This is a genomic window from Paenibacillus sp. ACRRX (genome assembly GCF_022346885.1).
Taxonomy (GTDB): domain Bacteria; phylum Bacillota; class Bacilli; order Paenibacillales; family Paenibacillaceae; genus Paenibacillus_B.
Window position 1 is genome coordinate 1 of record NZ_JAKRNK010000012.1, and the last position, 24,354, is coordinate 24,354.

Below are 24,354 nucleotides of genomic sequence, written 5' to 3' on the forward strand. Positions count from 1 at the left end.
GAGATAAATCTCGTGATTCTTAACATTCCCGTTCAATGCGCTTCATGATCAAGATCATGTCCTTCATTCAACGTTGCTCGTTGTTCAGTTTTCAAGGAACAATTGTAAGTTACTTTCTTTTCTTCACCGCCGTTCAGCGGCGACTTTTATAATATATCATGTTGTTCAATCGAAGTCAACAACTTTTTTTAAGTTTATTTCTTCAATTCAACTTCTGTTTCTTCTTTAAGCTTGTTCGCTCAAGAAGGGAACGAAAGATAATTTATCATAAATTGATATTATACGTCAACCCTTTTTTCAAAAAAGTTTGAAAGTTGGTTATCCCCGCTCTTTCTTGCCTGCCCCATCACATTCATACAGTGAACTTTCTCAATACCAGACTACAGTCGGATAACTACATCGGAATTAACCTGTGATTGCGCGCATAGCGCGACAAGTCTTTGGGTGTCGCAATACGGGCATACATCCTAAATACAGTTCGGTATCTAGCAGCGATAGCTCTGCGAACATCTTTGTCTAATCGATTATCTCCTAGATCCAACAGCATTTCATCCAGCTCTTTGCGCAGCATATAACCTAGCTCTTTACATTCCTGTTCATTAAATAGAAATCCCAACATGGCTACTAACCCCCTTAACAACTTCGACTTACGTTTAAAAGAACAAAAGCGGTCCGCTCTCTTTGTCAATGATGACGAGCTGTCCTCGTTATGCGTGACTAAGATGGACCGCTTTACTGTTATGCTCATTTTTACTGATTTTTATCACTATGTGTGTGCTTATTTTAAGATATTGCTAAGACTACCTAAGCAAATCTGATAGTTACATGCCAGTATGCAGTTTCAAATCGTAATTTAGAAATGCATTTACTTAAGCTGCTCCACTCATCAACCAGAACGTTATTGTACTTTCTATAATAGCCGCAACCAGCAACACTAAAGTAATCCAAACTGCTCCCGCTGCCGTCTTCTTCGTCCACATTCCAATGGTTGGGTTAGCTGTATTGGATCGATAACGCTTACTCATACGCTGCAATACAAGAACACCAAATCGCATTCCAAATGCTGCCGCTATCAGGATGGCTGGTATCTCTAATATGCCGTGTGGCAGCAATCCACGAACGACAACGGTAAGGAGATCCACGTTGTTTTCTGACATAACCCTGATCAAAAAACCTATAACCATACCGTTAATGACTAAAAAACCCAAGGGTAGCAGACCAAAGGCTATCCCTGCAAACATGATAAAGATTGCCTTTAATGCATTATTGTAAAAAATAAACACAAAAAAGGATAACTCTTTGTTTGAAGAATTCGACAGTGAATCTTTAATCTGTCCGATCCCTTCAAGCTGTTGCTTCAAAAAGGTTTCTAACCCGCTCCAACCATGACCAATAAAATATCCCCCAACAAACAAAACGCACGCTAATGCGATATACCATTTGATTTCATTAAGTGTTGCGCAAAACGATCGCAAGCTCAACATGGTCTTCGTCCCTCTCCCTTTTGTAAGTCATAATTCTATTAACTCAGCATACAGTGTATTAAACAAGCGTGACAAGCCCGCAATGGCCTGCCGCTAACGTTAGCTACGTAACGAGAGGAGCGCACGTTGCATGAATTCTTTTTATGTGTTTAGCGGTAAAAAAATTAAACGCGTCTTCTTCCTGATTGTTGCCGCATTATTTGCGGCAGGTGTTGTCTATGTGGAAAGCGACAATATTACTGTCTTTTCAGAAGGAAGTCCTTCCGCTATTTACAGCATTCCAACCGACAAGAAAGTTGTGGCTCTTACGTTTGACATCAGCTGGGGAGACAAGCGTACACAGCCAATTTTGGACATCCTGCAGCAGAAGGACTTAAAAAAAGCAACCTTCTTCTTATCTTCTCCATGGAGCAAAACGCATACTGATACGGTAAAGAAGATGGTTGAGGCCGGTTATGAAATTGGTAGTCATGGGCATAAGCATGTTAATTACAGCAGCTTAAATGATGATGAAATTCGTAAGCAGATTTCGACCGCACATCAAATGTTATCTGAAATTACGGGCAAAGAGCCTAACTTAATCCGAATGCCTAATGGAGACTTTGACAAACGTGTGCTACGTATTGCTGAGCAGCTTAATTATAAAGTTATCCAGTGGGATACAGATTCTCTGGACTGGAAGAACATCGGAGCGGACAACATTACGAAGCGTGTTATTGACAGAGCCCATCCAGGAGACATCATTTTGATGCATGCCAGCGACTCGAGCAAGCAGACTCACCTTGCACTGCCTGCTATTATCGATCAGTTAAGGGCCAAGGGCTATGAGTTCGTCACCGTGTCCGAATTAATCCAACAAACAGAAATGAAAAATAAAACGATACAAGATCAATAATATGTAAAAAAGCTGACGGATATCCGTCAGCTTTTGGCTGTTACAGGTAAAACTTCTGTATTTGCGGTATTTGAACGTAAAAGGCGGTGCAGAATTAAAATCTGATAAGCATTACATGAAACTAAAGGAATAAATACAAACCAGGTTGCCATATGGCTGACATTTAAAGCAGACAATGTCTCAATGGTCGTCGCTACAATCATAAAGAACATGGTTGGAATGAACGCTGCGCGATTCGTGCCTTTGACTTTGAATAAGGTTACAACAATGGCCACAATAAGCATCGCAACTCCAATGATTACATCAGAGGTTATATCCCGTTCCTCACCAAGCATCGTGCGTAAAAACATAACATCAAGCAGAACAAATACGGTTAAGACGACTTGAATATACTGCCAGCCTTTTTTGAACAGACCCAGGGCAATATAATTAAGCGTCAAATACGCAAAGAATCCCATCTGTGCATATACGCTAATCATAAAGCCGCTAATGGCCAATTGGAACACGTTAATTACAACGTCTACAGGGCCTCTAAGGTTACCTAACTCTTGCTGGAACAATTGCATGGACAGTCCTGTCAGCAACATGACTGCTCCCCCCACGCACAAGGTTGTCCAAAATAAGAAAGACCATTTTCTAAGATTCAAGGGGCTCCACCTCCGCAATGTTCATTATTTTACCAATATTCGCATAAAAAAACTATCGCTTTCGAACATAATTCATAAATTATTCCGCCATACTACGCGTGAAGTGAGATGAGAAAGGAGTTCCATGACTATGCGATTAGCGGTCATCCGTACTACTTTATTAGGTATTGCACTTATGTTGTTAGTCACCTCCTGTGACCAAGACCAGCAGGCTTCCAGCAATCAAATGGATTACAAGGAACTTAAAACGATGGTCGTTGATATTCTTAAAACAGAAGAAGGGCAAAAAGCGATTCAAGAGGCGCAAGGCTCCACCAATAACGTTCAAATGCAATCCATGAATATGCAGCAGCAGGAGCAAGTACGACTCGCTGTAAAAGATACACTTGTATCGCCCGATTACCATAAGGTGCTTGAGCAGGTGATGAAGGATCCTAAATTTGCAGGGGAATTCGCCAAAGCAATCAGTAAGGAAAATAAACAGCTTCATAAAGAGCTGATTAAAGATCCTTCCTATCAAAAGTCAGTTGGGGATATATTAAAGTCACCTGACACGATGAAGGCTTATCTGGATGCCATGAAATCACCTGAATATCGAAAACAAATGATGACCTTAATGAAAGATGCCATGAACAGTCCGATGTTTAAGCTTGAAGTGATGGAGATTATGTCTAAGGTTGTAAAGGAAGAGCTTCAGCCTAAAGAAGAAAAATCCAAAGGTGATGGGCAAAGTAGTGAATCGGGTGAGGAATCCGGTTCGTCAGGCGGGGACAGCGAAGGCGGTCAAGATAAGAAAAATAGCTAGCCTCACCTCATATTTGAAAGGGTGACTAAAGGGAGCGTGATAACACGCTCCCTTTTAAAAGTATGCGTATTCATAATTACTTAAAACAATTAAATGGTTCCTTCATTATCTAACAATGACTGTGCTAATTCCAAATACAAACCACCTATCTTGGAATCAGCTTTATATACGGATGGTGAAAAGTCAGGTTCAGAAGGATGATTATCAGGCGCCCCTAATGGAATCTGTGCCAGCAGCTTCGTGGACAATGCTTCTGCCAATCTTCCTCCGCCTCCGCGACCGAATACATACTCTTTCTCGCCACAAGATCCACATTCTAGATAAGCCATATTTTCCACAACACCTATAATCTCATGCTTGGTTGAAATCGCCATCGTACCGGCGCGCGCTGCAACAAATGCGGCAGTTGCATGTGGTGTAGTTACAATAATCTCCTTGCTGTGTGGAAGCATTTGATGAATATCGAGGGCTACATCTCCGGTACCCGGCGGCAAGTCAAGCAGCACAACGTCCAGTTCTCCCCATTCCACCTCTTGGAAAAAGTTGCGCAGCATCTTGCCAAGCATAGGACCTCGCCATACAACCGGACTGTTATCTTCTACAAAGAAACCCATAGACATAACTTTGACTCCAAAACGCTCTATTGGAATGACCCGTTCATTCACAATGACTGGTCTATCCTCAATTCCCATCATATCTGGGACGCTGAAGCCGTAAATATCGGCATCGATCAGGCCCACTTTCTTCCCTAATCGCGCCAATGCTACCGCCAAGTTCACCGTAACTGTTGACTTGCCAACTCCGCCTTTTCCACTAGCAATCGCAATAAAGGTTACGTTAGAGGACGCCGCAAGCAGTGGACTAAGATTCTCTAATCCTGCACCATGACCTTGTGGAGCACGCTCAGATGAGGTTCCCTGGTTAGAATCCGGCTGAGCTGCCTGAATACCAATGGCTGATAATTCCTGTTCAGAGGCAATTCTGGTACGCACATGTACATCTGCAACGTCTAAGGTATGAACACGGCGCTTAATCTCCTCGATGAGCTGTTCACGCTGCTCTGCAGATGCATTGTCTGGTGCAACGATGGCTGTCAGTGAAACTTGATCAGGCTTGATCATCATGTCACGAATCCATTGGATGTCGGTTAAGTCACGTCCGCTTACTGGTTCTTTAATCCCTTGTAGCACGTCTATACACTGTTCCCTAGTTATCAAGCGAAGCACCTCGTCTCTATCTATACTTGAGCATTATACTTCCTCCATACATGTCCATTATATCACACCGTTAATCATTACCAACGGATTCTCCAGACATGTAACGCAAAATGCCCTTGTATACAGACGCAGCTACTTTTAGTTGGTACTGTTCATCAGCAAGCTGCCTGGATTCCTCAGGATGCGACAAAAAGCCTACCTCGACCAAAGCTGATGGAATCTTCAGCATACGCAGCAAATATAAATTTCGATCGTCCGACTTGGCCACACGTTCGGTATTTTCCAGATTGCGTCTAATTTCTAATTGTATGAACTTGGCCAGCAATTCATTGTTGGGCATACTCTTGGCATAGAACGTTTGTGCACCACTCCATCTATTGGATGGGATACTATTCATATGTATGCTGATCAACAAATCCGCTTGCTTCTCTGAAATAAATTGGACTCTGCGGTTTAAATCTTCCGCTTTTCGCTTGGCGTATCCCTTCGTATCCTTGTCCGCCAGATCATAATCCCCTTCTCTAGTCATAACCACAACAGCCCCTGCCTGCTGTAAGTAATCCCTCAATTGGAGAGCTATCGCGAGATTAATATCTTTCTCAATAACACCTTGCTTGCTGCTTGCACCACCATCTGCCCCGCCGTGACCTGCATCTATAGCTACTATTTTCCCTGACAACGGTGTCGTCCAATAAGTCCAGGTCTGTGTTGCAGGCATATCAGCCGTCATTATAACAATAACCAAGATTACAAGACATATGCTTATTAGCCACTGTCGGACATGCCTTAATGGTATCCACAAAATTCGACTTTTGCGCTGTCTTCGTTGTGATGATCGAGCATTATTATTGTTGTTCGTTCTCCACATAAGAAATAGTCCACCTCCGCCCCATTACCTTATAACATCTATATGGGGGAAGGTGGACAAATATACGCATGTCCTGCCAAGCTTATTTAATTATACGCGAACCGTTGGCTCGGTCATCCCTTCAATTAAAATCCGAGCGACTTCAGGACGGGAGAACTCAGGCGGCGGGCATACACCATCACGCAGCATCGCTCTTACCTTCGTCCCAGACAACGTGAGGTGCTGTTCCTTAGGATGTGGGCAAGTCTTGCTTGAAGCCATGTTGCCACACGCTTTACAAAAGAAGCTATGTTCGAAAAATAACGGTGTAATTCCTAGCTCTTTGGCTTCAAAACGACGGAAAATTTCTTGTGCTTCATAAGTACCATAATAGTCGCCTACACCTGCATGATCTCGTCCAACGATAAAGTGTGTACATCCATAATTTTTCCGTACAATAGCATGGAAGATAGCCTCTCTCGGTCCTGCATAACGCATAGCTGCTGGAAAGACACCTAAAAATACCCGATCCGAGGGATAATAACCGTCAATCAGTGCCAAGTAACTTCGCATGCGCACATCAGCCGGCACATCATCAGACTTGGTCTCCCCTACTAATGGATTCAAGAACAAAGCGTCCACTATTTCCATCGCACTCTTTTGAATGTATTCGTGTGCGCGGTGAACAGGATTTCGGGTCTGGAAACCTACAACTGTACGCCAGCCTCTCTCTGCAAATAATATTCTTGTCTCAGATGGGTCATAATAGTAGTCCTGAAAACGCTCTGGCTTCGGACGCTCAATTAATTGAATACTCCCGCCAACATAAGTAGTTGGACGATCCAACAACTTCTGTACACCTGGATGTGCAATATCAGAGGTCTTAAATACATTAATTGCTTCGTGAAAAGGATCAATCCCATAGATAGACTCCACTACTATCGAGCCATACAATACATTATCCTCTTCGCCTACAAGCGCAGCCAATTTGCCGACTTCCAATTCCTTTACGGTCGCAGGCGCTACTGCAAGCGTAATTGGAATGCTCCACACCGTACCGTTAGCCAATCGCATCTCAGACACTACACGATTGTAATCCTCTTCGTTCATAAAGCCTGTTAATGGTGAGAATGCGCCTACACCAATTAGGTCAAGATCCGATAGCGCCCAGCGATTAATTTTAATAACAGGCGCTCCTGTCAAATCTGATCGCAATTGTTCTCGAGCCTCGCCTTCGACAAGACGATTAATCAGTTGACCACCGTGTGGCGGTATTGCCCATGCCGTCATTACATGTTCCTCCTAATCACTCAATGCTTACTTATGAAGACCACACTCGACTTTTCCTGTACCTGCCCATCTTCCTGCTCGAGGATCTTCCCCATCCATTACAGGACGAGTGCAGTGTATGCAGCCTATACTCGGAAAATTACGATCATGTAGTGGATTGTAAATAAGATTATTGGCCCGAATATAAGCCCATACATCGTCCCATGTCCAAGCTGCCAGCGGGTTGAATTTTACGAGTCCAAACTTGGTATCGTATTCGACCTTTTTGGAATTAGCGCGTGTGGGTGCTTGATCACGGCGAATACCAGTTATCCACGCATCATATTTGCTTAAAATGTTAGTCAAGGGATCTACTTTGCGAATGTTGCAGCACTGATTGGGGTTAGAACTCCAAAGTTCCTCACCATGTACTTCGGCCTGCTGTTCTGGGGTTAGTACTGGAGCCACACGTACGAAATTTAAATTATAGTGGGAAGATATGCGGTCGCGAGTCTCGTACGTCTCATCAAAGTGAAACTGTGTATCCAGGTAGAAAATATCGGTTGAAGGACTAATCTTCTGCAGCATATCAACTACAACAACATCTTCTGCACCGAAGCTGCATGCAAACGTAAGATTAGGAAAGGTTTGTACCGCCCATGCAATCACTTCTTCAGCAGAAGCCGGTTCAAATTGCACGGCCTTTTCCGCAATTAACGCTTCTTTCTCCAATAGATTCATGATACCGCATCCTCCAATTTATATTCCTACTATTTAGGTGTGTTTTATCTACTTTATAGATTATTCAGTTTGGCTCTAAATGTCAATTCATTTTTTTCATTTTGGTTAGAAGTATATTCACTATTTGGGCCTAAGGTGTTTGGATTAAAGAAATACACGAGGAAATTATAGATGATACTTGCGAAAAGAAAAAAAGCCCCCTTCCATTTCAGGAAAAAGGCTCATTAAGCGTATGTATCTATGTTTTTATGGGGAACATCATGTTGAATATTTCATAAGTCGTTTCATAAAAATAAGCCTTATAAAATAAAAAACCCCGGACCGATAGGTCCGAGGCTGAAATCCCTGATTGATAAGGGATTAACGTTTCGAGAATTGTGGCGCGCGACGAGCTGCTTTAAGACCGTATTTCTTACGCTCTTTCATCGACCGTTAATGTAGGTTAATAAATGCGTTATATAATAGGAAGTCTTTATTTTTACCTTCGCATAATTTAACATTGTTTCACTTTATAATATGGTCAAAAATATGGTCAAATGATAACGTTAAGCCCTGAAGAAATTCGGGGCTTATTTTTTTATAAGTTAGCGAGCCCACATATGTTCAATTATTATATAATACACTTAAACAAATTGTGGAGGTTTTGACATATGGGCTTCTGGAAAAAGTTGAAAGATGATGTGAACGTTGTAAAACAGCGACAACAAAAAAGTATGTTTATTGATTACTTAGGGGGACACCCAGAGATTAAGCCAGGAAAAGTATTTGTTATTCAAGGAGGTTCTAATCACGAAATATTAATAGATAACCATCCAATAACAATAACTAAATTAGAGTGGGACGAGAAAGGTACACGAAGCGCTGGAAAAGCTGCTGCTGGAGCCATCGTTGGAGGTGTCTTGACTGGTGGTATCGGACTACTGGCAGGAGCAGCGGTTGGAGGAAGGAAAGAAGACAACTCACTTGCAATCATAACTTACGGTGATGTAATAGAGAGACAAATCTTTCTTCGAGCAAATAAAGATGAATATGCAAAGCTTTCCTCTCTTATCTAATCTTTTATAAATATAAAGAAAGAGCCTCGGGGTTTACTCCTGCGGCTCTTTGACCTTAAATAAGCTTTCTATTGTTACTCCTAGTGCTCTTGCGATCGCAAACAAATGCACATCATCATGACGGCTGTTCTTATCAAATCGAGATATGGAACCCTGCGGGACGCCGCTTAAATCAGATAATTCCATTTGTGTCATACCTCGTTCTGACAATATTTCTCCTAACCTTGGAATTACTATCAACCCAACCACCTCCAAAGTAATTATACGATATCGAATAATATTTAACAATCCGATTGACTGTTTGTATACGATATCGTATAATGAATATATGGAAAGGGGGTGAACACGATGGCAAAGCGTCGCAAACGATATCGACCGCAACCCAGACCACCACAAGAACCACAGCAAAAAGACGACCGATCAAAGACCAAAGAGTTAATCCAGCTCACCACAGCATTAATTAACTTACTGGTCACAATGACAAATCTTATCATCATCCTCTTAAAGGAAAAGTGATAAGCAAGCTACTCACCCCTACGGGGGTGGGTAGTCTGATCGGTCGTCTCACTAAATAGTATATCACAGTCAAGGAGGGGTTAAGCATGAGCAAGTTGCAAAAAGTAACCTTGTCACTAAATCTCATAACAATAGCCCTCGGCCTTTGCATATTAGGGTTAATCATAAGCAAGTGAGGGGCTTCGGCCCCTCCAAGGAGGGCGCATGAATCAGATACAAGTTGACTATATCGCGGCTAAGGCGGCGTGGGATGCTGCAATAGACCAGCAGAACATGAATGAACTTGAGGCATTAGAAGAGAATCTTTTGGATGCAGAAGAAGCCTTAATACAGTTCGTTGTCGAACAATCCAGCAATGAACTAATTAACTTAGGCTTGAGCCTACCTGCATAGGAGGAATTGATCTTATGGAAATAATCGTCCAGCATGCGTTATGTGGCTGCTGCGGCAAAGGCTTTTACCTTGTACCTTGGGTGGATCGAGACTGCCCGCATTGTAAGGCCGACGCCAGGTACATTAAAGGCGATGCAATTGCAGCCGTGTACACATTTGCATTTAATAAGACAAATGGCAAGCTTGAGCTTATGAGTGTTTAAAATATCATCGTCAATGCAGCACCTCCATGTTAAACTTTGGATATGGAGGTGCTTGGCATGAAATTTGGCATGCGTAAGCCTAGTTTGAAAAGACGAATATCAGCACGTACAAGCCTAAAACGGCAGCTCGTACACCGCATGGGGCTAAAGATGCCCAAGGGATATGGATGGCTGAGAAACCCTAAAAAAGCAGCGTATAACAAGGTATATAACAAGACCACGTTTGATATATTTAAAGTGATAAAGAAGCTGTTCAAATAAAATTTAAGGCTATGGATAGATTTAAAGTGAATAGCGAAGGAGTGAAGAAAATGGAAATTGATGTTTATGAGAACCGTTATGGAAGCAAGTTGGTTGCTTTTTTGGTGGCGGACGATGGATCGAAACGGGAATTGATAAGGTCAGAAATAGGCAATGATGATTTGTTAAACCAAATTGAAGCTATGAATTTATCACATCTGACAGTTACCTTCCACTGGGCGGCTGACGTGAAGGATAAACATTTGAACTGGCATCTGTTAAATGATAAGAGTAATCTAACAGACGGAGAGTACACATCGTTGGTTTTACACGCTTTGAGGCAACTCGCAAGCACAGCAAAATCCAGTTTTCAAAATGATAGATTAGAAGACCAAAGATCGTTTTATGAGGATCAACTCAAAGCATTGAAAGACGCTATGCACAGATTTAGATATGATCACGATGTTCCTGCAGATGATGACGAGGATGAAGAAAAAGAAGAAAGAGATATATTTTCAGGCATTAAATGAGAAAAAGCCGCTAGGGAAGCACCCTGCGGCTTTTTTTGTACTAATATCACTTTGTAATCATGTCCACATGGACTTTTTCAGGGTTCCATACGATTTTTCCGCCTATCGCCTCACCTATCGCGCGGACAGGCACATAAGTAACACCATTGATTATCAAGCCATCCTTTATAGGTTTGCCGTCAACACTTACTGTAACAGCGTTATCCGGTTTGCTAGGCCTGTCCGGCTGCTGCGCTTGCTTGATATATTTGATAATGTCAGGCCACCTTTTGAGTAACCGTTGTGGACAGTTTTTGCCCGACCAATATTTGTGTGCCACAACGTTATCGAGCGGAATCTTATGTGCAGCCATTAGCGATACCACCAGCTCTGCGACATTACGTAAGGTGCGCTCATAGTCATTTCCTGTATTAACACATATCTCTATACCAATGCTGGATGCGTTCCCTTTGCCCGATCCGTCCCCGCAATGCCAACCTTGTTCGTTAGTCCGCAAGTGCTGGTAAATGGAATTTTGATCAACAGTAAAGTGCCAAGACTTTTCAGCGCCGTTACTTCCATTTAGTACAAAGCGGCTGTGTGCTTCTGCCGTAGCAGTTTCACCGAAGTTATCCGTTTCGTGCAGTGTAATATATTTTGGAGCCATGACCTTATTTGGTTTGTTTTTCTTTCCATCTGGAAGTAAGCGTTGTTTAATTTCCATTAGTGTCACCCTTCTTTTTTGTAAATTGATATGCTCCGGTTGCAGACAGCCCCACTACCGATATGGTAATGAGCTGCTGCTGAATATAATCAGGAACCAAAATAAAAACGGCTGCTACAAAGAGCGCCGTTATATGAGTCCATTTGTCTTTTAATCCAAAGCCCCGCGCTACTCCTACATAGGCAGCCACGAGTGCCGCCAACGTCATGATATCGTTAGAGATCACTTCCATATGTTACGCCCTCCCATCCATAGCAAGCTTGATTACTCCCATAATGACCGCACCTATTACGGTCGTGCCAAGCCAGAATATTGTCTTGTCGATCTTATCTAGGCGGTGGTGTGCTGATCGTGTGGACTCTAATGCCTTATTTGCTATTTCTTTGGCCTCGTCTGCCACATCTCGAACATCCGTCATAGAGTCCAACTTTGTCTCAACTCGTACAATGCGCTCGCGAATGTCCGTAAGCATCTGTGTCTGTGCATCCATATGTCTCCCCCTTTTAGGCATAAAAATAGCACCTACCATATGGCGGTGCTTACTGTTTTAATTTGCTTTGTTGCGGTTTCCGATGTATTACCAGTTTGGTAAATCCCCGTTCGCCCCTAGAAAGAGAACGTTTATTTTGGAATACAGGCTCCACGCTCTATGCGCATAATCTGAGGTTGAGTAATTTAGTCGGATGAACGAAGGTCTTACCCCCGCAGGAGGGGTAACACCATTCAGGTCAGTTAGCCAACAGGACACCCATATTTGCCCTATGCCACCTTGTCCGCGGAAGGACATACTCGTGCCGGAGTTAACTGTAAAGTAGTAGTCCTGCATCCCTCCATCAAAGTAACATTTCCACGTAAATAGGGCTCTCTTAGCATTAATGTGCGCGGGTATCTGAATCATCATCGGAATGTCTTTACGCCATTCTGTCTCAGGAACAGCTATTTCGGTAGCCCACACAGCATCTAGGCCTTGCGGCATAGTCCCAGTGATGCCCATGATATCAACACCTGCTCTGATGTTCTCCGGCTTGAAGCCAGGTGCAGGTGTTGTAACCCAAGAGTTGTTATAGTACCCTTCGTGCGGCATTAAAAAGACTCTATCCCCGGGCCATACAGTGAAGGAGGCCGCAGGCGAGTGGTGATTTTCTACACTACGGTTAGGCATAGTCCCGGCATACGGCCCGCCTGCCTCATTGCTGAAAGTGAACCCCGAGAGTACACCAGACGGTTGTATGTTACCTGCCGCGCGTTTGGCTGCACCGTTAACCTCCATGATGGTAGTGCCCTCAATGATGTTGTATGGAACGCAGTGTGGTTGATGTAGCGTAACCTTGTGCTTACCGTCAGCATCTGGTCTAACATACGCCCCGGGGTTAACGCCTACAACTGGTACGCCATCTGCCAAAGGAGGGTATACATAAGCGAGTTCCAGTTCGCTGTGGTCGCGCATCTCGCCGTGCTTAATACCGTCACTTGTTCCAAATGGAACACCTTGCAATACTTGCCACGGTTCTACAACTCCGTATTCACCCCCTTCACCCGACAATATAAAATTTGTGCCATTATGACGTAGGTTGTATATAGCATCCTTTTTCAGATAGTTTGCTGGCAAATCGGCCCCGCCAGCACGTTTTATTGCAATTGCCCCTAGACCGCTGATATTAATCGTACATGGTCCTGTGTTGGCAAGGTGTATCTTTATAGCAATCGGCAGTCCGTCCTTATATTGCACGACGGCAGGGGTAGGGTTAAGTGTATAGGCTGCTCCTGTGCCTCCGGTCAATCCATATATGGTATGGGCTAAATGGTCGTTAACATGATTCTGTACGTCTGCATTTTTGGCAGTATTGTCATGCAACTCCTTGACGGCGGTATCGATTTTATCCAAGTTTTGATTTGTAATATCAATGTCGTAATACTCACTAGCTTGTGGCTTGGCTAAATTAAGGTTTGGTGTAAATTCAGGCATTGGCCTTACCTCCTCTTATTTGATCGTGCGTAAAGGCACTCAATTTCATGTGCGTTAACCCTTTTAAATCCTTGTGCATTGTATATTTAATCACGTACCTAACACTTAGGTGAGCGGGCGCGATTTGGCGAATAACGGTTTTTAGATCCTCCAAGTTAGGAGGTATTCCATAGATGCTTCTAAACTCAATTACTATGCCTTTATCAAGTGTCACTTCCACATCGCCATGTGTATATGAGTCAGCAACTAATTTAATTTGTGCAGCTCCTACCGTTCCGCTGCCGCGCAGCTTGGACTTGACCAGGCTGCGACGTTGATCCAGTGGTTTTGTAGGATCGAGTGAAATACCTAACTCTCTTTCATAGACCACTAACGCCCACGTCGCAGTATCAATATCAAGCTGCTTGACAAAGTTGTCTATCCTCCCGTCCATATTTTTCAAGGAAACATCAATAGACCCACTTAGGGCATTAACAAGTGGGTCTTGTCTCATAATCTTATGCATATTGACTTTGACACTACGCAAGCATTACACCACCTAATACGGCCACCTGCTTAGGCCCTACATCAACGTTAGATGTGCTGCCGTTTATCAGCAACTTGTCGTAGTCCTCGACGCCCTCGCTATTGATAATCGCTTCCCCTATCTTCGCGAAGCTCACATAGTCACTAACAAACGCAATGCTAGTTAGGTAGTTATTGATAGACAATTTAATGTTATTGATAATCGCTGTATCCTCATAGCCTGGTGACTTAACAACTGTGACATTTATGTTCAATGGCAATCCCTCGGCTGCCACAACGTAGCACTTGGCCCCTATAGGAGCTTCGCCATAACCTAGCCCTTTGCTATCAGGATCAATATGCTCTTGCACCGCTAATACAAGTGCGGGTGTAGCTGGCAAGTCAAGTTGGTCAATGATAACAACTTCTACTGTTCCTTCACCGCGATCCAAGGGAAATACCTTGGCGTCACCAACGCCTGGAACCTCCTTAGCCCATTGCAAGTAATGATAGACGTTGCCGCTTGTTGGCGGCGTCTGCATGGCAATGTAATATCGCTCTTTAATGCTTGCATCGGACTCTGCTTCGTAGCCACCTCCCGTGGCTGCTGGATTGGTCACGGCCGTAATGCCAGGCAATGTTATAGGCATCTGTGTTATCTGATTTGCAGGTATGTTTCCGACTATTCCTTTCAGCTTGCACTTGATGAAGACAAGGCTGCTGTTTGTGATTGACTTGCTTTCTGTCGCCTCAAACTGCACACCGCTCTTTGTTTCAAACAGATCACCCACATTGACCATTCCCGTTCCTGTGACAAGCAATTTACCAGTTGCAAATGTTGCAGGAGTGCGCTTGATACCTTTGCGCTGGCTAACAAACTGCTCCAGCAGTTGACCTGTAAGATTATCAACATTTAGCATTTGTTCCACATCAGTTACTTTGACATCCAACGCCGTCAGCAATATAGCTACAGCCTTTAAAATGTCATGAACTAAATAGCCCTCTGTCTTGTCATATTGGTTGTCAATGTGATCAAGCAGGAGAGTTAGGATCTCATCCACTGTATTTCACCTCATTTTCAAATCCTGTGAAGACCCCTCGCTTTGTCTCTACATCAAAGGACATATGAGCCACATTGTTATCTCGCGTCATTGAAAAGTTGCTCAAGCTCTCGATTTCAGGGTGGCGTATGGCCTGTTCTTCAAGCTGCCGCTTAACTTCGCTTACCACGACACCAACAGGCAAATCACGGCTGCCTATAAATTCGCGGAATGTCATGCCAAAACCAGTGTCCTGATAAATTGCGTACTTGTCCAAGTCCGTGATAAGCAGCATAGTAAGCCATTGCTGTATAGCCTGTTCATATGTGGCTTCAACGGGCTTTCCGTCTTGGACGACATGACGCTTCTCTTTAAAATCAAAAAGGAACACTTTCCCCATTGCTGGCGCAACGGCTGCTGTGTCCTCTTGTTCATAATCATTTACAGGGAACATCAAACCCCCACCTTGTCAATTACATAATAAACTTGCTCGTTCGATGTCGGCATAAGGATTACTTGGTCACCCCGTCGTAAGGCTAGGCTGTGAACACGATTAGCTATAATAAGATGTTCCGTGTCCAATATAATCTCTTCCCCCAGACCAATACGCATGTTAGGCATTGGATCAATAATAACGGCTGCCGTTATGTCCATCGACTTTTTGTTGTCTCGATCCCTGAATATTTTTGCTAATTCAACTTCCCAATTTTCCATTACACCGCCTCCAAATCCACTGAAACCTTGTGTATACCATTTGATACACTATGATTAGCAGATTTAATGACGTAACGTCCTTTTATTCCAGTGATAGGCTCATCTACAACCAATATGCGCCCCGCTCGAACATCATCATGCCCTAGCAGCTCAATAGAAACATCCTCAGTGATACGGTTTAGTTCAGACAGAATATTGCTGGCGATATTACGGGCCTGCGCTTCGTTTTTCTCGTCCACTGACACTACTTCGGTCAATTGGCCGTAACGGGCTATACTGGATGCGGACTTAATGGAAGCTAATACTTTACTGGATTCCTCATTGCTACTTACAATAAGAATGTTATTTTTCATTTCCTCTATGCTTCTTGATCGGCTTGGACTGGAAATCATGGAAGTGATCGGTACTAATGGCGTGTTAGCGCTTAATCGCACTTTGGGATTAATGACAAGATCGGCCATCTTATTAATAGTTAATATGTCCTTATCCATCTCAATCCGGTACTTGTGTTTAGTCTCTTGTGTCGCTTGCTCTAAAATGTCTTTAATAATGTCACTTACCGTCATGTCTTTGTAAATCTTAGTTATGGCTGTCTTAATTGGAGCAATTTTATGCTTAACTCCGAACTTGTCAAGTAGCTTCTGAATTGCTTGACTAGCAGAAGCTTTCTTGAACTGTATTACCGTCTCATTTTTATTTAGATACCATGCGTAATCAAAACAAGTATAAGACTTGCCGAACCGACCGGATACACTCTCACTAACAATCACAAAATGGCTGATTACCTTACCACTGTTGGACAAGACAATATGAGCGCCCATTTCTAAAATATCGCGCTTGGCAAAATGCTGCGAATCGTTATAAGCGTAGTCAAAACTAAGTTCCACGCCAAGCGCATCAATATTACTTGACCAGGAAAGGTTGCCCACGAGCTGTGTAATGTTCTTTTGGGTTTTACCCTTTATCAGATATAGTTCGTGCATCATGTCACCTTCGGGATAATAAATTCTTTGATTTCTAGCGTATATGGAATGTCTCCAGCCCGATCCATTCCATATTCAAATTTTTCGATAGTACAGGCCATATTCAAAATCTCATTCGACTTGTTGTCCGTAACGATGATCCGAATGGGGACGCGATTATTAGCCCATTTGTTAAAAAGCCGAACACAGTCCCAACCGTTCTTTTGAACCTTTGCAAACTTGTATTTCCGATTGGGAAAAAAAGTGGATATCGTTAGTGTTTTCAATCCGCGCATCCCAATCAGGTTTAACGGCCCGTTAATCGTGTCAAATTCTTCGTTTAGCCTGGGAATGCTAAACGCAAAATCTGGTGGAATAATGGGCAATGTCAGCCTCTCCCGCATATTGTTAGCACCAAATACAATGTCCATGTCAACCCCTCCTTACTGATTGCCTAACGCCAATGTCAGTTTACGGACAATGTGGTCGCCCATCTGGTTAGCAAACTGCTCATTACCTATCACATTGCCCTGCACTGTCACGTTAACGATAATACCGCCTTGACCGCTTAACATACGCTTGGATAGATCATGAGGGATAACCTTCGTCCCGTTAGGAAACTCTTTAATTTCGCCCCCATGTTCGTCCGTGCGGGCAAGTCCGCCTTTGAAGTAACCCGTTCCGGTTTTAAAGGCAGGAATCTTAGGGATGGAAACACCAAAGGTTTGACCGCCACCAGCCCATTCAGGCATCCAGTCAGGCACTTCAAAGCTGATACTGTTGAGTCCGTCAATTACTTTATTGATCATGTTAATGACGGCATTAATGGGCGTTTTGATAAAGCCTACGATACTAGTAAATGATCCTCTCACCTTTTCCCCTATGCCGCTAAAGGCATTAATTGTTGCTGTCCTGATGTTTGTCCATATGCCCGTAAGCCATGTCCATAACTCGGACGCCTTGGCTTTAACTGTGTCCCAATTTTTCCATAGAAGCACTCCTGCGCCAACTACAGCTCCAATCGCAATCGCAATCCAACCGAATGGACTTGCAGACATCGCAACATTAAGCAGCGTCTGAGCCAATGTAAGTCCCGTTGTAGCTGCTGACCAGGCTTTATATAGTCCTGATACCACACCAACTACTTTTTGCGCTACAAACGCCGTTGTGAGACCTGCGACGACAGGTATCAACCAATTGGCATTATCCTTAGCAACTTGGATTGCCTCGGCAAATTTATCTATTACTTTTTTCCCAAAGCTAAAGGCATCCTCAATTTTTGCTCTTATGTTCGGCATATTAGTCTTGACCCATGACGCAAATTCATTAACTTTTGGTAAAGCCTTCTCAGACAATGGCATGAACAAACCGACTTCGATATCCCGCTTGATTCCCCTAAATGCAGAACCAATGTCGCTATATTTGGCATTAGCTATTTCGTTTATTGAATCCTTTGACATATCAAATTGAGACCTGGCGTTGCCCATTGCTTTTACAACGTCTTTTTCCAAATCCTCAAACTGGGTGCCAAACAAGCCAACGCCTATAGCGTTTTTTTGTACGGGATCTTTAATACTTGAGATAGATTGTACAATCTGTTTGAAAGCCGCTTGCGCCTTTGGGCCACCATTAGCGAATGTTTGAGACATTTTTTCTGCGTTAAAGCCTAATGCTTTATATGCGTCAACGGACGTAGCAGACATATCCTTGGATCGGATATTGAACTCCTTAATTGCGTCCCCGACTTTATCACAAATTGTTCGGCAAGGTTCGCTAATCCCTGCCCGCCTTTTATTAAGGCAGCTCCATGTCTCCATGGACGTTCAGACTATATCAAAGACTCAATCGAGTCCCCTCCCATTTCCACGCGCTTGCGTGTACTCGGTGTTTCACCGATAGTCGTTGCACGTTCCCGTAAAAAAAAACGGGCTTCGCTCATGATTGCCCTCGTCTTGACGTTAGGGTTTCCCATGAATTAGAGAGGTTTCGATATGGCGTCACCGCCATAAAGCCCTGATTAAAAGGTTGAAGGCCCCGGCCTCAAGGCCTGAGCTAAATGTATCAAACATCTGATTCGCACTAAAGCCAAGTGTCGCAAAGTGAGGGGCATATTCATTCGCTGAATCTATCAATTCATCTGATTTATTCAGTCCCTTTTGCGCTCCTTGGACAAGCAAGTTGTAAGATTGAGCAGAGGTAATACCAAAGTTACGCATCATCGTGTCAGCAGCCTTGATGGACTGTGATACCTCTTCGCCAAACACATCCTTATACACGGCTGCTTGCTTCGTCGTCTCTCTCAGGGCCGCTCCTGTTTGTCCTGTGACCTGCTTTGCCGTAGACATGGATGCCGCTAAATCCGACCAACTTTCACCAATATTTTGCGCGTATAAGCTTTCTAAATCCTTCTTCATCACTGCGATTGCACCGTCTGTTGCTCCGGTCGTCGCTTTTAATGAGGCGAGCGAAGCATCCATGCCTTTAACAAAGTCTATACCAGCAGACAGGCCAACAGCCGTTCCCGCAAGCGCCCCAAATCCTACTGCCAACCCCGCCGCTGATTTAGCAGCAGAAGCAAACCCGCTAACCGCCGTTTGCCTAAAATTGCGAACACGGTTATCTAATATTCGCACTTGCCTTTGCGTTTCTTCGGTCTGTCCCGCTGCTCGTCTTAGCCCTGCGGTAAATCGGTCGCGAAGCTGCAATATGGTGTGTACAACACGTGCCAATCGTTCCTCCCCCCTCCTTATTTCTGGAACATAGCCGCATATCTTGCGGCCTCTTCTTCATAGTGACGTTCCATAAAGAGCCTATAGGTTAATTTCTCAATCGCTGTTAGGTTCGACAACTTATCAGGATCGTGACCCCGCAACATCCAGAATTGTATGAGCTGCATGTCCGGATCACGCTTGATTAGTTTTTTATGTTGTCCTCGAATTTGTCCATGTTCGACATACCCATAATTAACTCGCCGATTTTGATTCGTTCTTTCACATCCAAGAGTTTTTTAACAATATCTAAAGGGTCTAAAACGTCGCATTGCTCGTGCAGCTCAGGTGAACGGAACAGGGCAACAGAATGATAGATGAGAAATGAATAAGATTCCAGCACACTAGCTAACGTTTCATCTTTGAGCATATCTGCCCCCTTAATGATTATTTCTTCATCTGGTAGTGCGATAGTGATCCATCCACCTAACGATTCAACATAATGATCCATTTTGTTATTTTCTCGCTTTTGTTCTTTTTGCAGTTTGGCCGCTACTAAGTCGGCTAAGGTCAACTTCTTGTTGTCTTTTGTCATGGTTATTCCTCCATAAAGAGGGATGGCAGCCCATCCCCCATGAGTTTGTTAGATCATTTCAATGTAGTCGTAATCTGAGAATGTGAACGGCAACTCTTCTTCCACAATCGAGCGATTTTCGAACTTGGCTAAGTTGAACTCGGAAAACACAATATCTTTAATAACGGCCCGCTCCGATTTTCCTGTCTGCTTATTGGTCAACTTCGTCACGATCTTAATTTCTGGCATGACCCCTGTCTTAAACGCTTGAGCCATGATTTTAGCGCCGCGACTACTTGTTTTGAGTAGGGTTATTGTCCCCTCTCCCGTGCGTCCCATAAAGCGCTTGTACGTGTTGTAATCTCCGCAAAAGTTAATGTCCTCGAACTCTCCTGTAACTTTAGCTTCAAGGGCCTTAACCTCTGCCCATTCTTCGCCGTTTACCCATACTGTACCGTCCGTACCGGACAGCACTTCATTTCCTCTATTCGCCATAGCTTAATCCTCCTATTCCATGTTGACCGTGAACGTAAAGTCTTCCATGGCGTCCAGAATCTTAACGCTGCCGCCCAGAAAGACATTACTTCGAAACGTCTTGATTCGCACGCTTGCGTCGTCCCAATCTTGGGCTTCGGCCTTGCCGCTCTCGATCCATGCCTTGCGTTGTGTCTCCACATCCACAAAACACCTGTTATCATACTCAGGATCTAAAATATCCTCGGATGCCAAAATATCAAAATATGTGTTAATAGCACTAATGAACAGCACCTGATTGTCATACTTGTTTTTGTATTTTCCCAGGTAATCATTTTTAAAGGTGCTAAAGATATCTTCTTTTATCAGGTGAATTGTCTCGCAGACAATAATTTTTTTCATGTCCTCTGACTTACCATTTCCTAATGTTACTAGCGAGTTTACCGCCCTTCCGATCCGTACTGTATCCTCGTCATTGATTAACACCAGTTTGCCCGCATTGATAGCCGCTTCGACGTCTGTCGGCTCCTTGACGATAGACAACTCAGCTAATGGCTTATACGTACCCGATTGAGTCATTGGAAGACCCGCAAACACGCCTAGCAGCCTAGCGACATATTTATCACCTGTGACTGTCTTACCATCTTGGTAAGTCACATCCTCATTAACAAAGTTAACTACCGACATGCTGTCAGGGCTGGTTGTGTTATATACAACAGCCTTGATGTTCTTTTTATTGGCAGTCTCTTGCTCTTTTACATAAGCAACTAACGCCTGTTGATCCGCAACAGCCCCCTCCGCAAATCCAATCCAATTGTATTTGCGAGAACCCAATGCCTTCACTGCATCTGCTGAAGCGGTCTTACTGTCTGGTTCGACCCTCACAACAATAACTTTGCTAGGTCCACCCTCAAATACGTCCTTGATGTACTTAGCATTGGCGATAGTGTACTTGGCTGCTTCCACTTCGGACGCCAGTTTGTACTCTTTTACCTCGAAGGTTGTATCCGTCTTATCCTTAACGATCAAGGCCACAATCCCCCGTGCGGATCGCGCTATGGCTGTTTGCGCCAACTGCTTAAATGTAATTTCTATCTTTGGTAATCCGATCAACGCATTCACCCCTTGTAGTGTAATTCTTCCATGTATTCAAGTGCGGCATCATCACTATCACTAGAACCAATCTCAGTGTAAACAATGTCAAAACTGAGCTGGAGAACACCATCCGTCTTAGATGCTGACAGCTCACCCATATACAGCCGAACATTATCGTTTAGCACCAGCTCATCCATGAACGCATCTTCAAGTTTTTCCTGTACTTCTAACATCTCAATTTTGTGTTGATATCTATCGGTTGGAAAAAAGTAAATGATGCAACTAATGCTGCGGTCTATGCGCCTAGTGCTTTGCTGCTGCCTTTTGCTACTGTTGAAATCCACAAAAAAAGAGGGCCTTGCGAAGCCCTCACTAATGTCTGTAGAGTTGATAACGATGTCAGGAAATACAGTCTTTAGTTTTTTATTGATAGCTATAGCAATGTCTTTAAGTGAGAGCAACTAACCCAACCCCTCCTCCAGCAAGTCAGTTACAAACTGCTCACAATTTTTTGTAAACTCATCTTGAAATTCGGCGGCAGCTTGCTTAAAAATGAATTTCCCACGTTCAAATCCATGTTCTGATCCATCCTTGCCGACGATCCTATGACCTTGCTCAATTAAGTGGCTATGAGGCATAGAATTATATACCCGTACGCTGGTGTCTTGCCCTGCAAATTTGTAGACCTTGCCCCGCTTGATTCCTTTAAGGTAAAAGCCTGTCTTTTTTTTAACCTTCTGCTTGGCTTTCTTCGTTGTTGCTCTTTTCAGCTTAGTACCTTGATCCCTCAGAAATTTCCGTGTTTCGCGTGGATATTTTTTTGATGCAGTCCGCATGAGCTGCTTGGACAGTTCGTCCAGCTCCCCGAAATCGATTCCGTCACGGTTCATCCAACCACCTCTTCAACAAAGATTTCAAGCGATTCATTACGAAAATACGGGTTAAGGATATATTTGATATCAAAACGCTGCACTCCAAATTGGAGCCACATATCAGGTTTAATGTCTTTGCCCGATCCATAGCGCATTTTGATTTTATGAGTACATTTGCTAATGATTGTGTCAGCTTGAGCACGTTGCATCGTACCTGTTTGGGGTATGATTTCGCACCATACGTCACGCATTCTTTTTGGTTTAATAGAAGTTTCTAATAACTCATTAATAGAATCGACATTCCCCCACAACTCCATACGATGCCGCATCTTACCAGCATCCATACTAAAAACCTTCTTTCAATTTGGGAATGATATGATTAAAAACGTCGTTGTACCCATCCAACTTATCGTTAGGGTTGCGGTTTTCATAATGCATCGCGACGTGTAGGATTACAGCAAGTTTATATAACGCTCCTGTAGTCACGGCAACCCCAGACTTACTAAGACTTTCTTTTGCAGCCTCCATCAATAGTGAAAGCGTTAAATCGTCATCATCGCCCTCGATACGCAAATATTCTTTTACTTCTGATATTGTAGGCTCCACAATGCGCTCCCTTCTGGATGAATAAAAAGGGACTAACACATTGTTAGTCCCTCCGGTTGATTATTTCGTAGTGAATCCCCAATAGGTAAATGTCTCTTTCGCAAACATAGGAGTACCACCACTGTAAACCTTTCCTCGCCACATGGTTTCGTCTTTACCGAATGTATCGTCTCCAACACTAGAAGATTCTATAACGATTTCCTGCGACTCATTTACGATATATTGATTAATGTCACCAAACAAAATATCGTCTTCCACCATTGCCGTCGTAAAGATGACCGTATGTCCATCTAGTACAAACTGAGTCTTTCCGTTCCCTGTAATTACAGGGATTGAAGTTGTGATCGGCAAACCTGCGGCATCCGTCATTTTCCGAAAACGATTGAAGAAGGTTTTACGACGCATGATAAAAATGCCTTCGTCACCATATGGGCTATCAACTTCTCCTTCAATGTCCATGAGTTTACCCCAATTCATTTCTGTATAAGTTTTCTTGGCAGATGGTGCAGCGGTGATAGATGGAATAATCCCTTTAAAAGATCCATCTACCCCATCGCCATTCAGCACAGCGTTATCCAAATACACGCCAAGGTATTTCCCCATTTCAGTTGCTAAATAATTTTCAAGTGCTGAGATACTGTTTTTGAGTAGTAAGTTCTTTATTTTAATAGTTGCGACAATCGCTGACTGACCAATCCTAGCCTCGGTAAAAGAAAAGTTTAACTTAACCGTACCATCGGGATTGATCTCAGGAGCACCAGCCGTTCCCACTGGTAAAGCTACATCGCCAGTGAATCCGTATTTTGTAACTGCTGCGTATAGTTGGCCGTACTTTGATATAACAGATTTAATTACATCTAGCGTAGTTTGTGGCACTAAAAAAGCAGCGCCACTTGTGACGCTGCCACCATTCATGTCTGTAATTGATCTCTTACCCATTTCCATGACTTCGGCATCATCCGTAGAGACGGCGCGATTGATGTAACTGCGGAAGAATGCGTCACGATATTGGGTAGAACTGCGGAAGTTCTCTTGTGTAAGTTCATTGGTCTTCATTTGGTGCAATCCCCCTCGGTGATTAGGCTCTGGCGCATCAACTAATTCCTCGTTTATTTCGTCGATTCGCTCCGATAAACTTCGTAATTCATCGGCTGCCGCATTCATATCCTCCTTTGACATGCTGCGATGGTTTTTAGCCTTTTCTTTAAGTGCTAACCTTTTTTGCTCAAGCTCTGATTTTTCGCGTTTCAATTCTGCTGCTTGCTTCTGTGTTAATTTCATAATCCATTCATCT

The 24,354-nt window shown here is 43.5% G+C and carries 37 protein-coding genes and 1 pseudogene; 8 read left to right on the plus strand and 30 right to left on the minus strand.

The annotated features are described in order from the left end of the window. Window positions 1–394: 394 nt before the first annotated feature. The gene (locus MH117_RS24425; protein ID WP_028543547.1) at window positions 395–619 is read right to left on the minus strand and encodes a hypothetical protein; all 225 of its coding nucleotides are present in this window, start codon (window positions 617–619) and stop codon (window positions 395–397) included. A 250-nt stretch (window positions 620–869) separates the two neighbouring features. Beyond that, window positions 870–1,484, minus strand: a complete 615-nt coding sequence (locus MH117_RS24430) for a stage II sporulation protein M (RefSeq protein WP_239333435.1) — start codon at window positions 1,482–1,484, stop codon at window positions 870–872. Window positions 1,485–1,614: 130 nt separating this feature from the next. On the opposite strand from MH117_RS24430, the gene pdaB reads away from it, so the two are divergent. Further along, on the plus strand, window positions 1,615–2,379 hold the full coding sequence (gene pdaB / locus MH117_RS24435) for a polysaccharide deacetylase family sporulation protein PdaB (protein WP_239333437.1): 765 nt from the start codon (window positions 1,615–1,617) through the stop codon (window positions 2,377–2,379). A gap of 26 nt (window positions 2,380–2,405) precedes the next feature. Here the strand turns inward: pdaB and MH117_RS24440 are convergent, their stop codons facing one another. Beyond that, a complete protein-coding gene (locus MH117_RS24440) occupies window positions 2,406–2,966 on the minus strand; it encodes a KinB-signaling pathway activation protein (protein WP_239333439.1) in 561 nt (186 codons plus the stop codon). A gap of 190 nt (window positions 2,967–3,156) precedes the next feature. On the opposite strand from MH117_RS24440, the gene gerD reads away from it, so the two are divergent. Further along, the gene (gerD, locus tag MH117_RS24445) at window positions 3,157–3,831 is read left to right on the plus strand and encodes a spore germination lipoprotein GerD (RefSeq protein WP_239333441.1); all 675 of its coding nucleotides are present in this window, start codon (window positions 3,157–3,159) and stop codon (window positions 3,829–3,831) included. Window positions 3,832–3,920: 89 nt separating this feature from the next. Here gerD and MH117_RS24450 read toward each other — a convergent pair whose 3' ends face one another. From MH117_RS24450 to rpsI, 5 genes and pseudogenes are all read right to left on the minus strand, one after another. Continuing rightward, entirely contained in the window at window positions 3,921–5,048 is a 1,128-nt protein-coding gene (locus MH117_RS24450) for an Mrp/NBP35 family ATP-binding protein (protein WP_239333443.1), read from the minus strand. A gap of 70 nt (window positions 5,049–5,118) precedes the next feature. Continuing rightward, a complete protein-coding gene (cwlD, locus tag MH117_RS24455; protein WP_239333445.1) occupies window positions 5,119–5,916 on the minus strand; it encodes an N-acetylmuramoyl-L-alanine amidase CwlD in 798 nt (265 codons plus the stop codon). 90 nt (window positions 5,917–6,006) lie between these two features. After that, window positions 6,007–7,185, minus strand: coding sequence for a sulfate adenylyltransferase (sat, locus tag MH117_RS24460; RefSeq protein WP_239333447.1), 1,179 nt, complete (start codon window positions 7,183–7,185; stop codon window positions 6,007–6,009). 27 nt (window positions 7,186–7,212) lie between these two features. Continuing rightward, complete coding sequence (locus MH117_RS24465) at window positions 7,213–7,905, minus strand: phosphoadenylyl-sulfate reductase (RefSeq protein WP_239333449.1); 693 nt, start codon at window positions 7,903–7,905, stop codon at window positions 7,213–7,215. A 360-nt stretch (window positions 7,906–8,265) separates the two neighbouring features. Next, window positions 8,266–8,331, minus strand: a pseudogene (rpsI, locus tag MH117_RS24470) (30S ribosomal protein S9); the annotation flags it as partial. 224 nt (window positions 8,332–8,555) lie between these two features. Between rpsI and MH117_RS24475 the strand changes: the two are divergent. Then, window positions 8,556–8,960: a hypothetical protein gene (locus tag MH117_RS24475; RefSeq protein ID WP_239333451.1), complete on the plus strand. Its 405-nt coding sequence runs from the start codon at window positions 8,556–8,558 to the stop codon at window positions 8,958–8,960. 33 nt (window positions 8,961–8,993) lie between these two features. Here the strand turns inward: MH117_RS24475 and MH117_RS24480 are convergent, their stop codons facing one another. Then, window positions 8,994–9,200 carry a helix-turn-helix domain-containing protein gene (locus MH117_RS24480; RefSeq protein ID WP_275444823.1) on the minus strand — a complete coding sequence of 69 codons (207 nt, stop codon included), beginning with the start codon at window positions 9,198–9,200 and terminating at the stop codon, window positions 8,994–8,996. Window positions 9,201–9,308: 108 nt separating this feature from the next. Between MH117_RS24480 and MH117_RS24485 the strand changes: the two genes are divergently transcribed. The 5 genes from MH117_RS24485 (at window position 9,309) to MH117_RS24505 (ending at window position 10,842) form a co-directional block, all read left to right on the plus strand. Next, entirely contained in the window at window positions 9,309–9,476 is a 168-nt protein-coding gene (locus MH117_RS24485) for a hypothetical protein (RefSeq protein ID WP_239333453.1), read from the plus strand. A gap of 204 nt (window positions 9,477–9,680) precedes the next feature. Next, window positions 9,681–9,869: a hypothetical protein gene (locus MH117_RS24490; RefSeq protein ID WP_239333455.1), complete on the plus strand. Its 189-nt coding sequence runs from the start codon at window positions 9,681–9,683 to the stop codon at window positions 9,867–9,869. A gap of 14 nt (window positions 9,870–9,883) precedes the next feature. After that, window positions 9,884–10,072 carry a hypothetical protein gene (locus MH117_RS24495; RefSeq protein WP_239333457.1) on the plus strand — a complete coding sequence of 63 codons (189 nt, stop codon included), beginning with the start codon at window positions 9,884–9,886 and terminating at the stop codon, window positions 10,070–10,072. Window positions 10,073–10,129: 57 nt separating this feature from the next. Then, complete coding sequence (locus tag MH117_RS24500; protein WP_239333459.1) at window positions 10,130–10,333, plus strand: hypothetical protein; 204 nt, start codon at window positions 10,130–10,132, stop codon at window positions 10,331–10,333. A gap of 50 nt (window positions 10,334–10,383) precedes the next feature. Continuing rightward, complete coding sequence (locus MH117_RS24505) at window positions 10,384–10,842, plus strand: hypothetical protein (RefSeq protein ID WP_239333461.1); 459 nt, start codon at window positions 10,384–10,386, stop codon at window positions 10,840–10,842. Between the two features lie 46 nt (window positions 10,843–10,888). Here the strand turns inward: MH117_RS24505 and MH117_RS24510 are convergent, their stop codons facing one another. The 21 genes from MH117_RS24510 to MH117_RS24605 all read right to left on the minus strand — a co-directional run bounded on the left by MH117_RS24510 (window position 10,889) and on the right by MH117_RS24605 (window position 24,341). Further along, window positions 10,889–11,545, minus strand: coding sequence for an N-acetylmuramoyl-L-alanine amidase (locus MH117_RS24510; protein WP_239333463.1), 657 nt, complete (start codon window positions 11,543–11,545; stop codon window positions 10,889–10,891). Continuing rightward, window positions 11,535–11,777: a hypothetical protein gene (locus tag MH117_RS24515; protein ID WP_239333465.1), complete on the minus strand. Its 243-nt coding sequence runs from the start codon at window positions 11,775–11,777 to the stop codon at window positions 11,535–11,537. Before MH117_RS24515 ends, MH117_RS24510 begins: the two co-directional genes overlap by 11 nt. Window positions 11,778–11,780: 3 nt before the next feature. After that, a complete protein-coding gene (locus MH117_RS24520; RefSeq protein WP_239333467.1) occupies window positions 11,781–12,035 on the minus strand; it encodes a hemolysin XhlA family protein in 255 nt (84 codons plus the stop codon). 87 nt (window positions 12,036–12,122) lie between these two features. Continuing rightward, entirely contained in the window at window positions 12,123–13,511 is a 1,389-nt protein-coding gene (locus tag MH117_RS24525) for a hypothetical protein (protein ID WP_239333469.1), read from the minus strand. Further along, entirely contained in the window at window positions 13,504–14,037 is a 534-nt protein-coding gene (locus MH117_RS24530) for a putative phage tail protein (protein ID WP_239333471.1), read from the minus strand. The genes MH117_RS24525 and MH117_RS24530 overlap by 8 nt, the downstream gene beginning before the upstream one ends. Next, entirely contained in the window at window positions 14,030–15,076 is a 1,047-nt protein-coding gene (locus MH117_RS24535; RefSeq protein ID WP_239333473.1) for a baseplate J/gp47 family protein, read from the minus strand. Before MH117_RS24535 ends, MH117_RS24530 begins: the two co-directional genes overlap by 8 nt. Continuing rightward, window positions 15,069–15,509: a DUF2634 domain-containing protein gene (locus tag MH117_RS24540; protein WP_239333475.1), complete on the minus strand. Its 441-nt coding sequence runs from the start codon at window positions 15,507–15,509 to the stop codon at window positions 15,069–15,071. Before MH117_RS24540 ends, MH117_RS24535 begins: the two co-directional genes overlap by 8 nt. Beyond that, window positions 15,509–15,769, minus strand: a complete 261-nt coding sequence (locus tag MH117_RS24545) for a DUF2577 family protein (RefSeq protein ID WP_239333477.1) — start codon at window positions 15,767–15,769, stop codon at window positions 15,509–15,511. The genes MH117_RS24540 and MH117_RS24545 overlap by 1 nt, the downstream gene beginning before the upstream one ends. Further along, window positions 15,769–16,755 (minus strand): XkdQ/YqbQ family protein, encoded by a 987-nt coding sequence (locus MH117_RS24550; protein WP_239333479.1) that lies wholly within the window; start codon window positions 16,753–16,755, stop codon window positions 15,769–15,771. The genes MH117_RS24545 and MH117_RS24550 overlap by 1 nt, the downstream gene beginning before the upstream one ends. Then, the gene (locus MH117_RS24555) at window positions 16,752–17,162 is read right to left on the minus strand and encodes a hypothetical protein (protein ID WP_239333481.1); all 411 of its coding nucleotides are present in this window, start codon (window positions 17,160–17,162) and stop codon (window positions 16,752–16,754) included. Before MH117_RS24555 ends, MH117_RS24550 begins: the two co-directional genes overlap by 4 nt. A 12-nt stretch (window positions 17,163–17,174) precedes the next feature. Continuing rightward, window positions 17,175–18,380 (minus strand): phage tail tape measure protein, encoded by a 1,206-nt coding sequence (locus MH117_RS24560; protein WP_239333483.1) that lies wholly within the window; start codon window positions 18,378–18,380, stop codon window positions 17,175–17,177. A gap of 348 nt (window positions 18,381–18,728) precedes the next feature. Then, window positions 18,729–19,460 (minus strand): phage tail tape measure protein, encoded by a 732-nt coding sequence (locus tag MH117_RS24565; RefSeq protein ID WP_239333485.1) that lies wholly within the window; start codon window positions 19,458–19,460, stop codon window positions 18,729–18,731. A 17-nt stretch (window positions 19,461–19,477) separates the two neighbouring features. After that, window positions 19,478–19,606: a hypothetical protein gene (locus MH117_RS26620; protein WP_275444824.1), complete on the minus strand. Its 129-nt coding sequence runs from the start codon at window positions 19,604–19,606 to the stop codon at window positions 19,478–19,480. Between the two features lie 38 nt (window positions 19,607–19,644). Beyond that, window positions 19,645–20,034: a hypothetical protein gene (locus tag MH117_RS24570; protein WP_239333487.1), complete on the minus strand. Its 390-nt coding sequence runs from the start codon at window positions 20,032–20,034 to the stop codon at window positions 19,645–19,647. A 48-nt stretch (window positions 20,035–20,082) separates the two neighbouring features. After that, window positions 20,083–20,508, minus strand: a complete 426-nt coding sequence (locus MH117_RS24575) for a phage tail tube protein (RefSeq protein ID WP_239333489.1) — start codon at window positions 20,506–20,508, stop codon at window positions 20,083–20,085. A gap of 12 nt (window positions 20,509–20,520) precedes the next feature. Continuing rightward, window positions 20,521–21,600 carry a phage tail sheath C-terminal domain-containing protein gene (locus MH117_RS24580; RefSeq protein ID WP_239333491.1) on the minus strand — a complete coding sequence of 360 codons (1,080 nt, stop codon included), beginning with the start codon at window positions 21,598–21,600 and terminating at the stop codon, window positions 20,521–20,523. 5 nt (window positions 21,601–21,605) lie between these two features. After that, window positions 21,606–22,043 (minus strand): phage tail terminator family protein, encoded by a 438-nt coding sequence (locus MH117_RS24585; protein WP_239333493.1) that lies wholly within the window; start codon window positions 22,041–22,043, stop codon window positions 21,606–21,608. Further along, window positions 22,044–22,472: an HK97 gp10 family phage protein gene (locus MH117_RS24590; protein WP_239333494.1), complete on the minus strand. Its 429-nt coding sequence runs from the start codon at window positions 22,470–22,472 to the stop codon at window positions 22,044–22,046. Continuing rightward, the gene (locus MH117_RS24595) at window positions 22,469–22,798 is read right to left on the minus strand and encodes a head-tail adaptor protein (RefSeq protein ID WP_239333496.1); all 330 of its coding nucleotides are present in this window, start codon (window positions 22,796–22,798) and stop codon (window positions 22,469–22,471) included. The genes MH117_RS24590 and MH117_RS24595 overlap by 4 nt, the downstream gene beginning before the upstream one ends. A gap of 1 nt (window position 22,799) precedes the next feature. Beyond that, on the minus strand, window positions 22,800–23,060 hold the full coding sequence (locus MH117_RS24600) for a head-tail connector protein (RefSeq protein ID WP_239333498.1): 261 nt from the start codon (window positions 23,058–23,060) through the stop codon (window positions 22,800–22,802). Window positions 23,061–23,120: 60 nt separating this feature from the next. Beyond that, window positions 23,121–24,341 carry a phage major capsid protein gene (locus MH117_RS24605; RefSeq protein WP_239333500.1) on the minus strand — a complete coding sequence of 407 codons (1,221 nt, stop codon included), beginning with the start codon at window positions 24,339–24,341 and terminating at the stop codon, window positions 23,121–23,123. Between the last annotated feature and the right edge of the window lie 13 nt (window positions 24,342–24,354).

What these genes read in the sequence shown, in the direction of transcription:
- MH117_RS24425 (WP_028543547.1), bottom strand. Translation starts at nt 619, where the DNA reads ATGTTGGGATTTCTATTTAATGAACAGGAATGTAAAGAGCTAGGTTAT.
- MH117_RS24430 (WP_239333435.1), bottom strand. Translation starts at nt 1,484, where the DNA reads ATGTTGAGCTTGCGATCGTTTTGCGCAACACTTAATGAAATCAAATGG.
- pdaB (WP_239333437.1), top strand. Translation starts at nt 1,615, where the DNA reads ATGAATTCTTTTTATGTGTTTAGCGGTAAAAAAATTAAACGCGTCTTC.
- MH117_RS24440 (WP_239333439.1), bottom strand. Translation starts at nt 2,966, where the DNA reads ATGTTGCTGACAGGACTGTCCATGCAATTGTTCCAGCAAGAGTTAGGT.
- gerD (WP_239333441.1), top strand. Translation starts at nt 3,157, where the DNA reads ATGCGATTAGCGGTCATCCGTACTACTTTATTAGGTATTGCACTTATG.
- cwlD (WP_239333445.1), bottom strand. Translation starts at nt 5,916, where the DNA reads ATGTGGAGAACGAACAACAATAATAATGCTCGATCATCACAACGAAGA.
- sat (WP_239333447.1), bottom strand. Translation starts at nt 7,185, where the DNA reads ATGACGGCATGGGCAATACCGCCACACGGTGGTCAACTGATTAATCGT.
- MH117_RS24465 (WP_239333449.1), bottom strand. Translation starts at nt 7,905, where the DNA reads ATGAATCTATTGGAGAAAGAAGCGTTAATTGCGGAAAAGGCCGTGCAA.
- MH117_RS24475 (WP_239333451.1), top strand. Translation starts at nt 8,556, where the DNA reads ATGGGCTTCTGGAAAAAGTTGAAAGATGATGTGAACGTTGTAAAACAG.
- MH117_RS24485 (WP_239333453.1), top strand. Translation starts at nt 9,309, where the DNA reads ATGGCAAAGCGTCGCAAACGATATCGACCGCAACCCAGACCACCACAA.
- MH117_RS24490 (WP_239333455.1), top strand. Translation starts at nt 9,681, where the DNA reads ATGAATCAGATACAAGTTGACTATATCGCGGCTAAGGCGGCGTGGGAT.
- MH117_RS24495 (WP_239333457.1), top strand. Translation starts at nt 9,884, where the DNA reads ATGGAAATAATCGTCCAGCATGCGTTATGTGGCTGCTGCGGCAAAGGC.
- MH117_RS24500 (WP_239333459.1), top strand. Translation starts at nt 10,130, where the DNA reads ATGAAATTTGGCATGCGTAAGCCTAGTTTGAAAAGACGAATATCAGCA.
- MH117_RS24505 (WP_239333461.1), top strand. Translation starts at nt 10,384, where the DNA reads ATGGAAATTGATGTTTATGAGAACCGTTATGGAAGCAAGTTGGTTGCT.
- MH117_RS24510 (WP_239333463.1), bottom strand. Translation starts at nt 11,545, where the DNA reads ATGGAAATTAAACAACGCTTACTTCCAGATGGAAAGAAAAACAAACCA.
- MH117_RS24515 (WP_239333465.1), bottom strand. Translation starts at nt 11,777, where the DNA reads ATGGAAGTGATCTCTAACGATATCATGACGTTGGCGGCACTCGTGGCT.
- MH117_RS24520 (WP_239333467.1), bottom strand. Translation starts at nt 12,035, where the DNA reads ATGGATGCACAGACACAGATGCTTACGGACATTCGCGAGCGCATTGTA.
- MH117_RS24525 (WP_239333469.1), bottom strand. Translation starts at nt 13,511, where the DNA reads ATGCCTGAATTTACACCAAACCTTAATTTAGCCAAGCCACAAGCTAGT.
- MH117_RS24540 (WP_239333475.1), bottom strand. Translation starts at nt 15,509, where the DNA reads ATGTTCCCTGTAAATGATTATGAACAAGAGGACACAGCAGCCGTTGCG.
- MH117_RS24545 (WP_239333477.1), bottom strand. Translation starts at nt 15,769, where the DNA reads ATGGAAAATTGGGAAGTTGAATTAGCAAAAATATTCAGGGATCGAGAC.
- MH117_RS24550 (WP_239333479.1), bottom strand. Translation starts at nt 16,755, where the DNA reads ATGATGCACGAACTATATCTGATAAAGGGTAAAACCCAAAAGAACATT.
- MH117_RS24555 (WP_239333481.1), bottom strand. Translation starts at nt 17,162, where the DNA reads ATGGACATTGTATTTGGTGCTAACAATATGCGGGAGAGGCTGACATTG.
- MH117_RS24560 (WP_239333483.1), bottom strand. Translation starts at nt 18,380, where the DNA reads ATGTCTCAAACATTCGCTAATGGTGGCCCAAAGGCGCAAGCGGCTTTC.
- MH117_RS26620 (WP_275444824.1), bottom strand. Translation starts at nt 19,606, where the DNA reads ATGTTGCGGGGTCACGATCCTGATAAGTTGTCGAACCTAACAGCGATT.
- MH117_RS24570 (WP_239333487.1), bottom strand. Translation starts at nt 20,034, where the DNA reads ATGACAAAAGACAACAAGAAGTTGACCTTAGCCGACTTAGTAGCGGCC.
- MH117_RS24575 (WP_239333489.1), bottom strand. Translation starts at nt 20,508, where the DNA reads ATGGCGAATAGAGGAAATGAAGTGCTGTCCGGTACGGACGGTACAGTA.
- MH117_RS24590 (WP_239333494.1), bottom strand. Translation starts at nt 22,472, where the DNA reads ATGAACCGTGACGGAATCGATTTCGGGGAGCTGGACGAACTGTCCAAG.
- MH117_RS24595 (WP_239333496.1), bottom strand. Translation starts at nt 22,798, where the DNA reads ATGGATGCTGGTAAGATGCGGCATCGTATGGAGTTGTGGGGGAATGTC.
- MH117_RS24605 (WP_239333500.1), bottom strand. Translation starts at nt 24,341, where the DNA reads ATGAAATTAACACAGAAGCAAGCAGCAGAATTGAAACGCGAAAAATCA.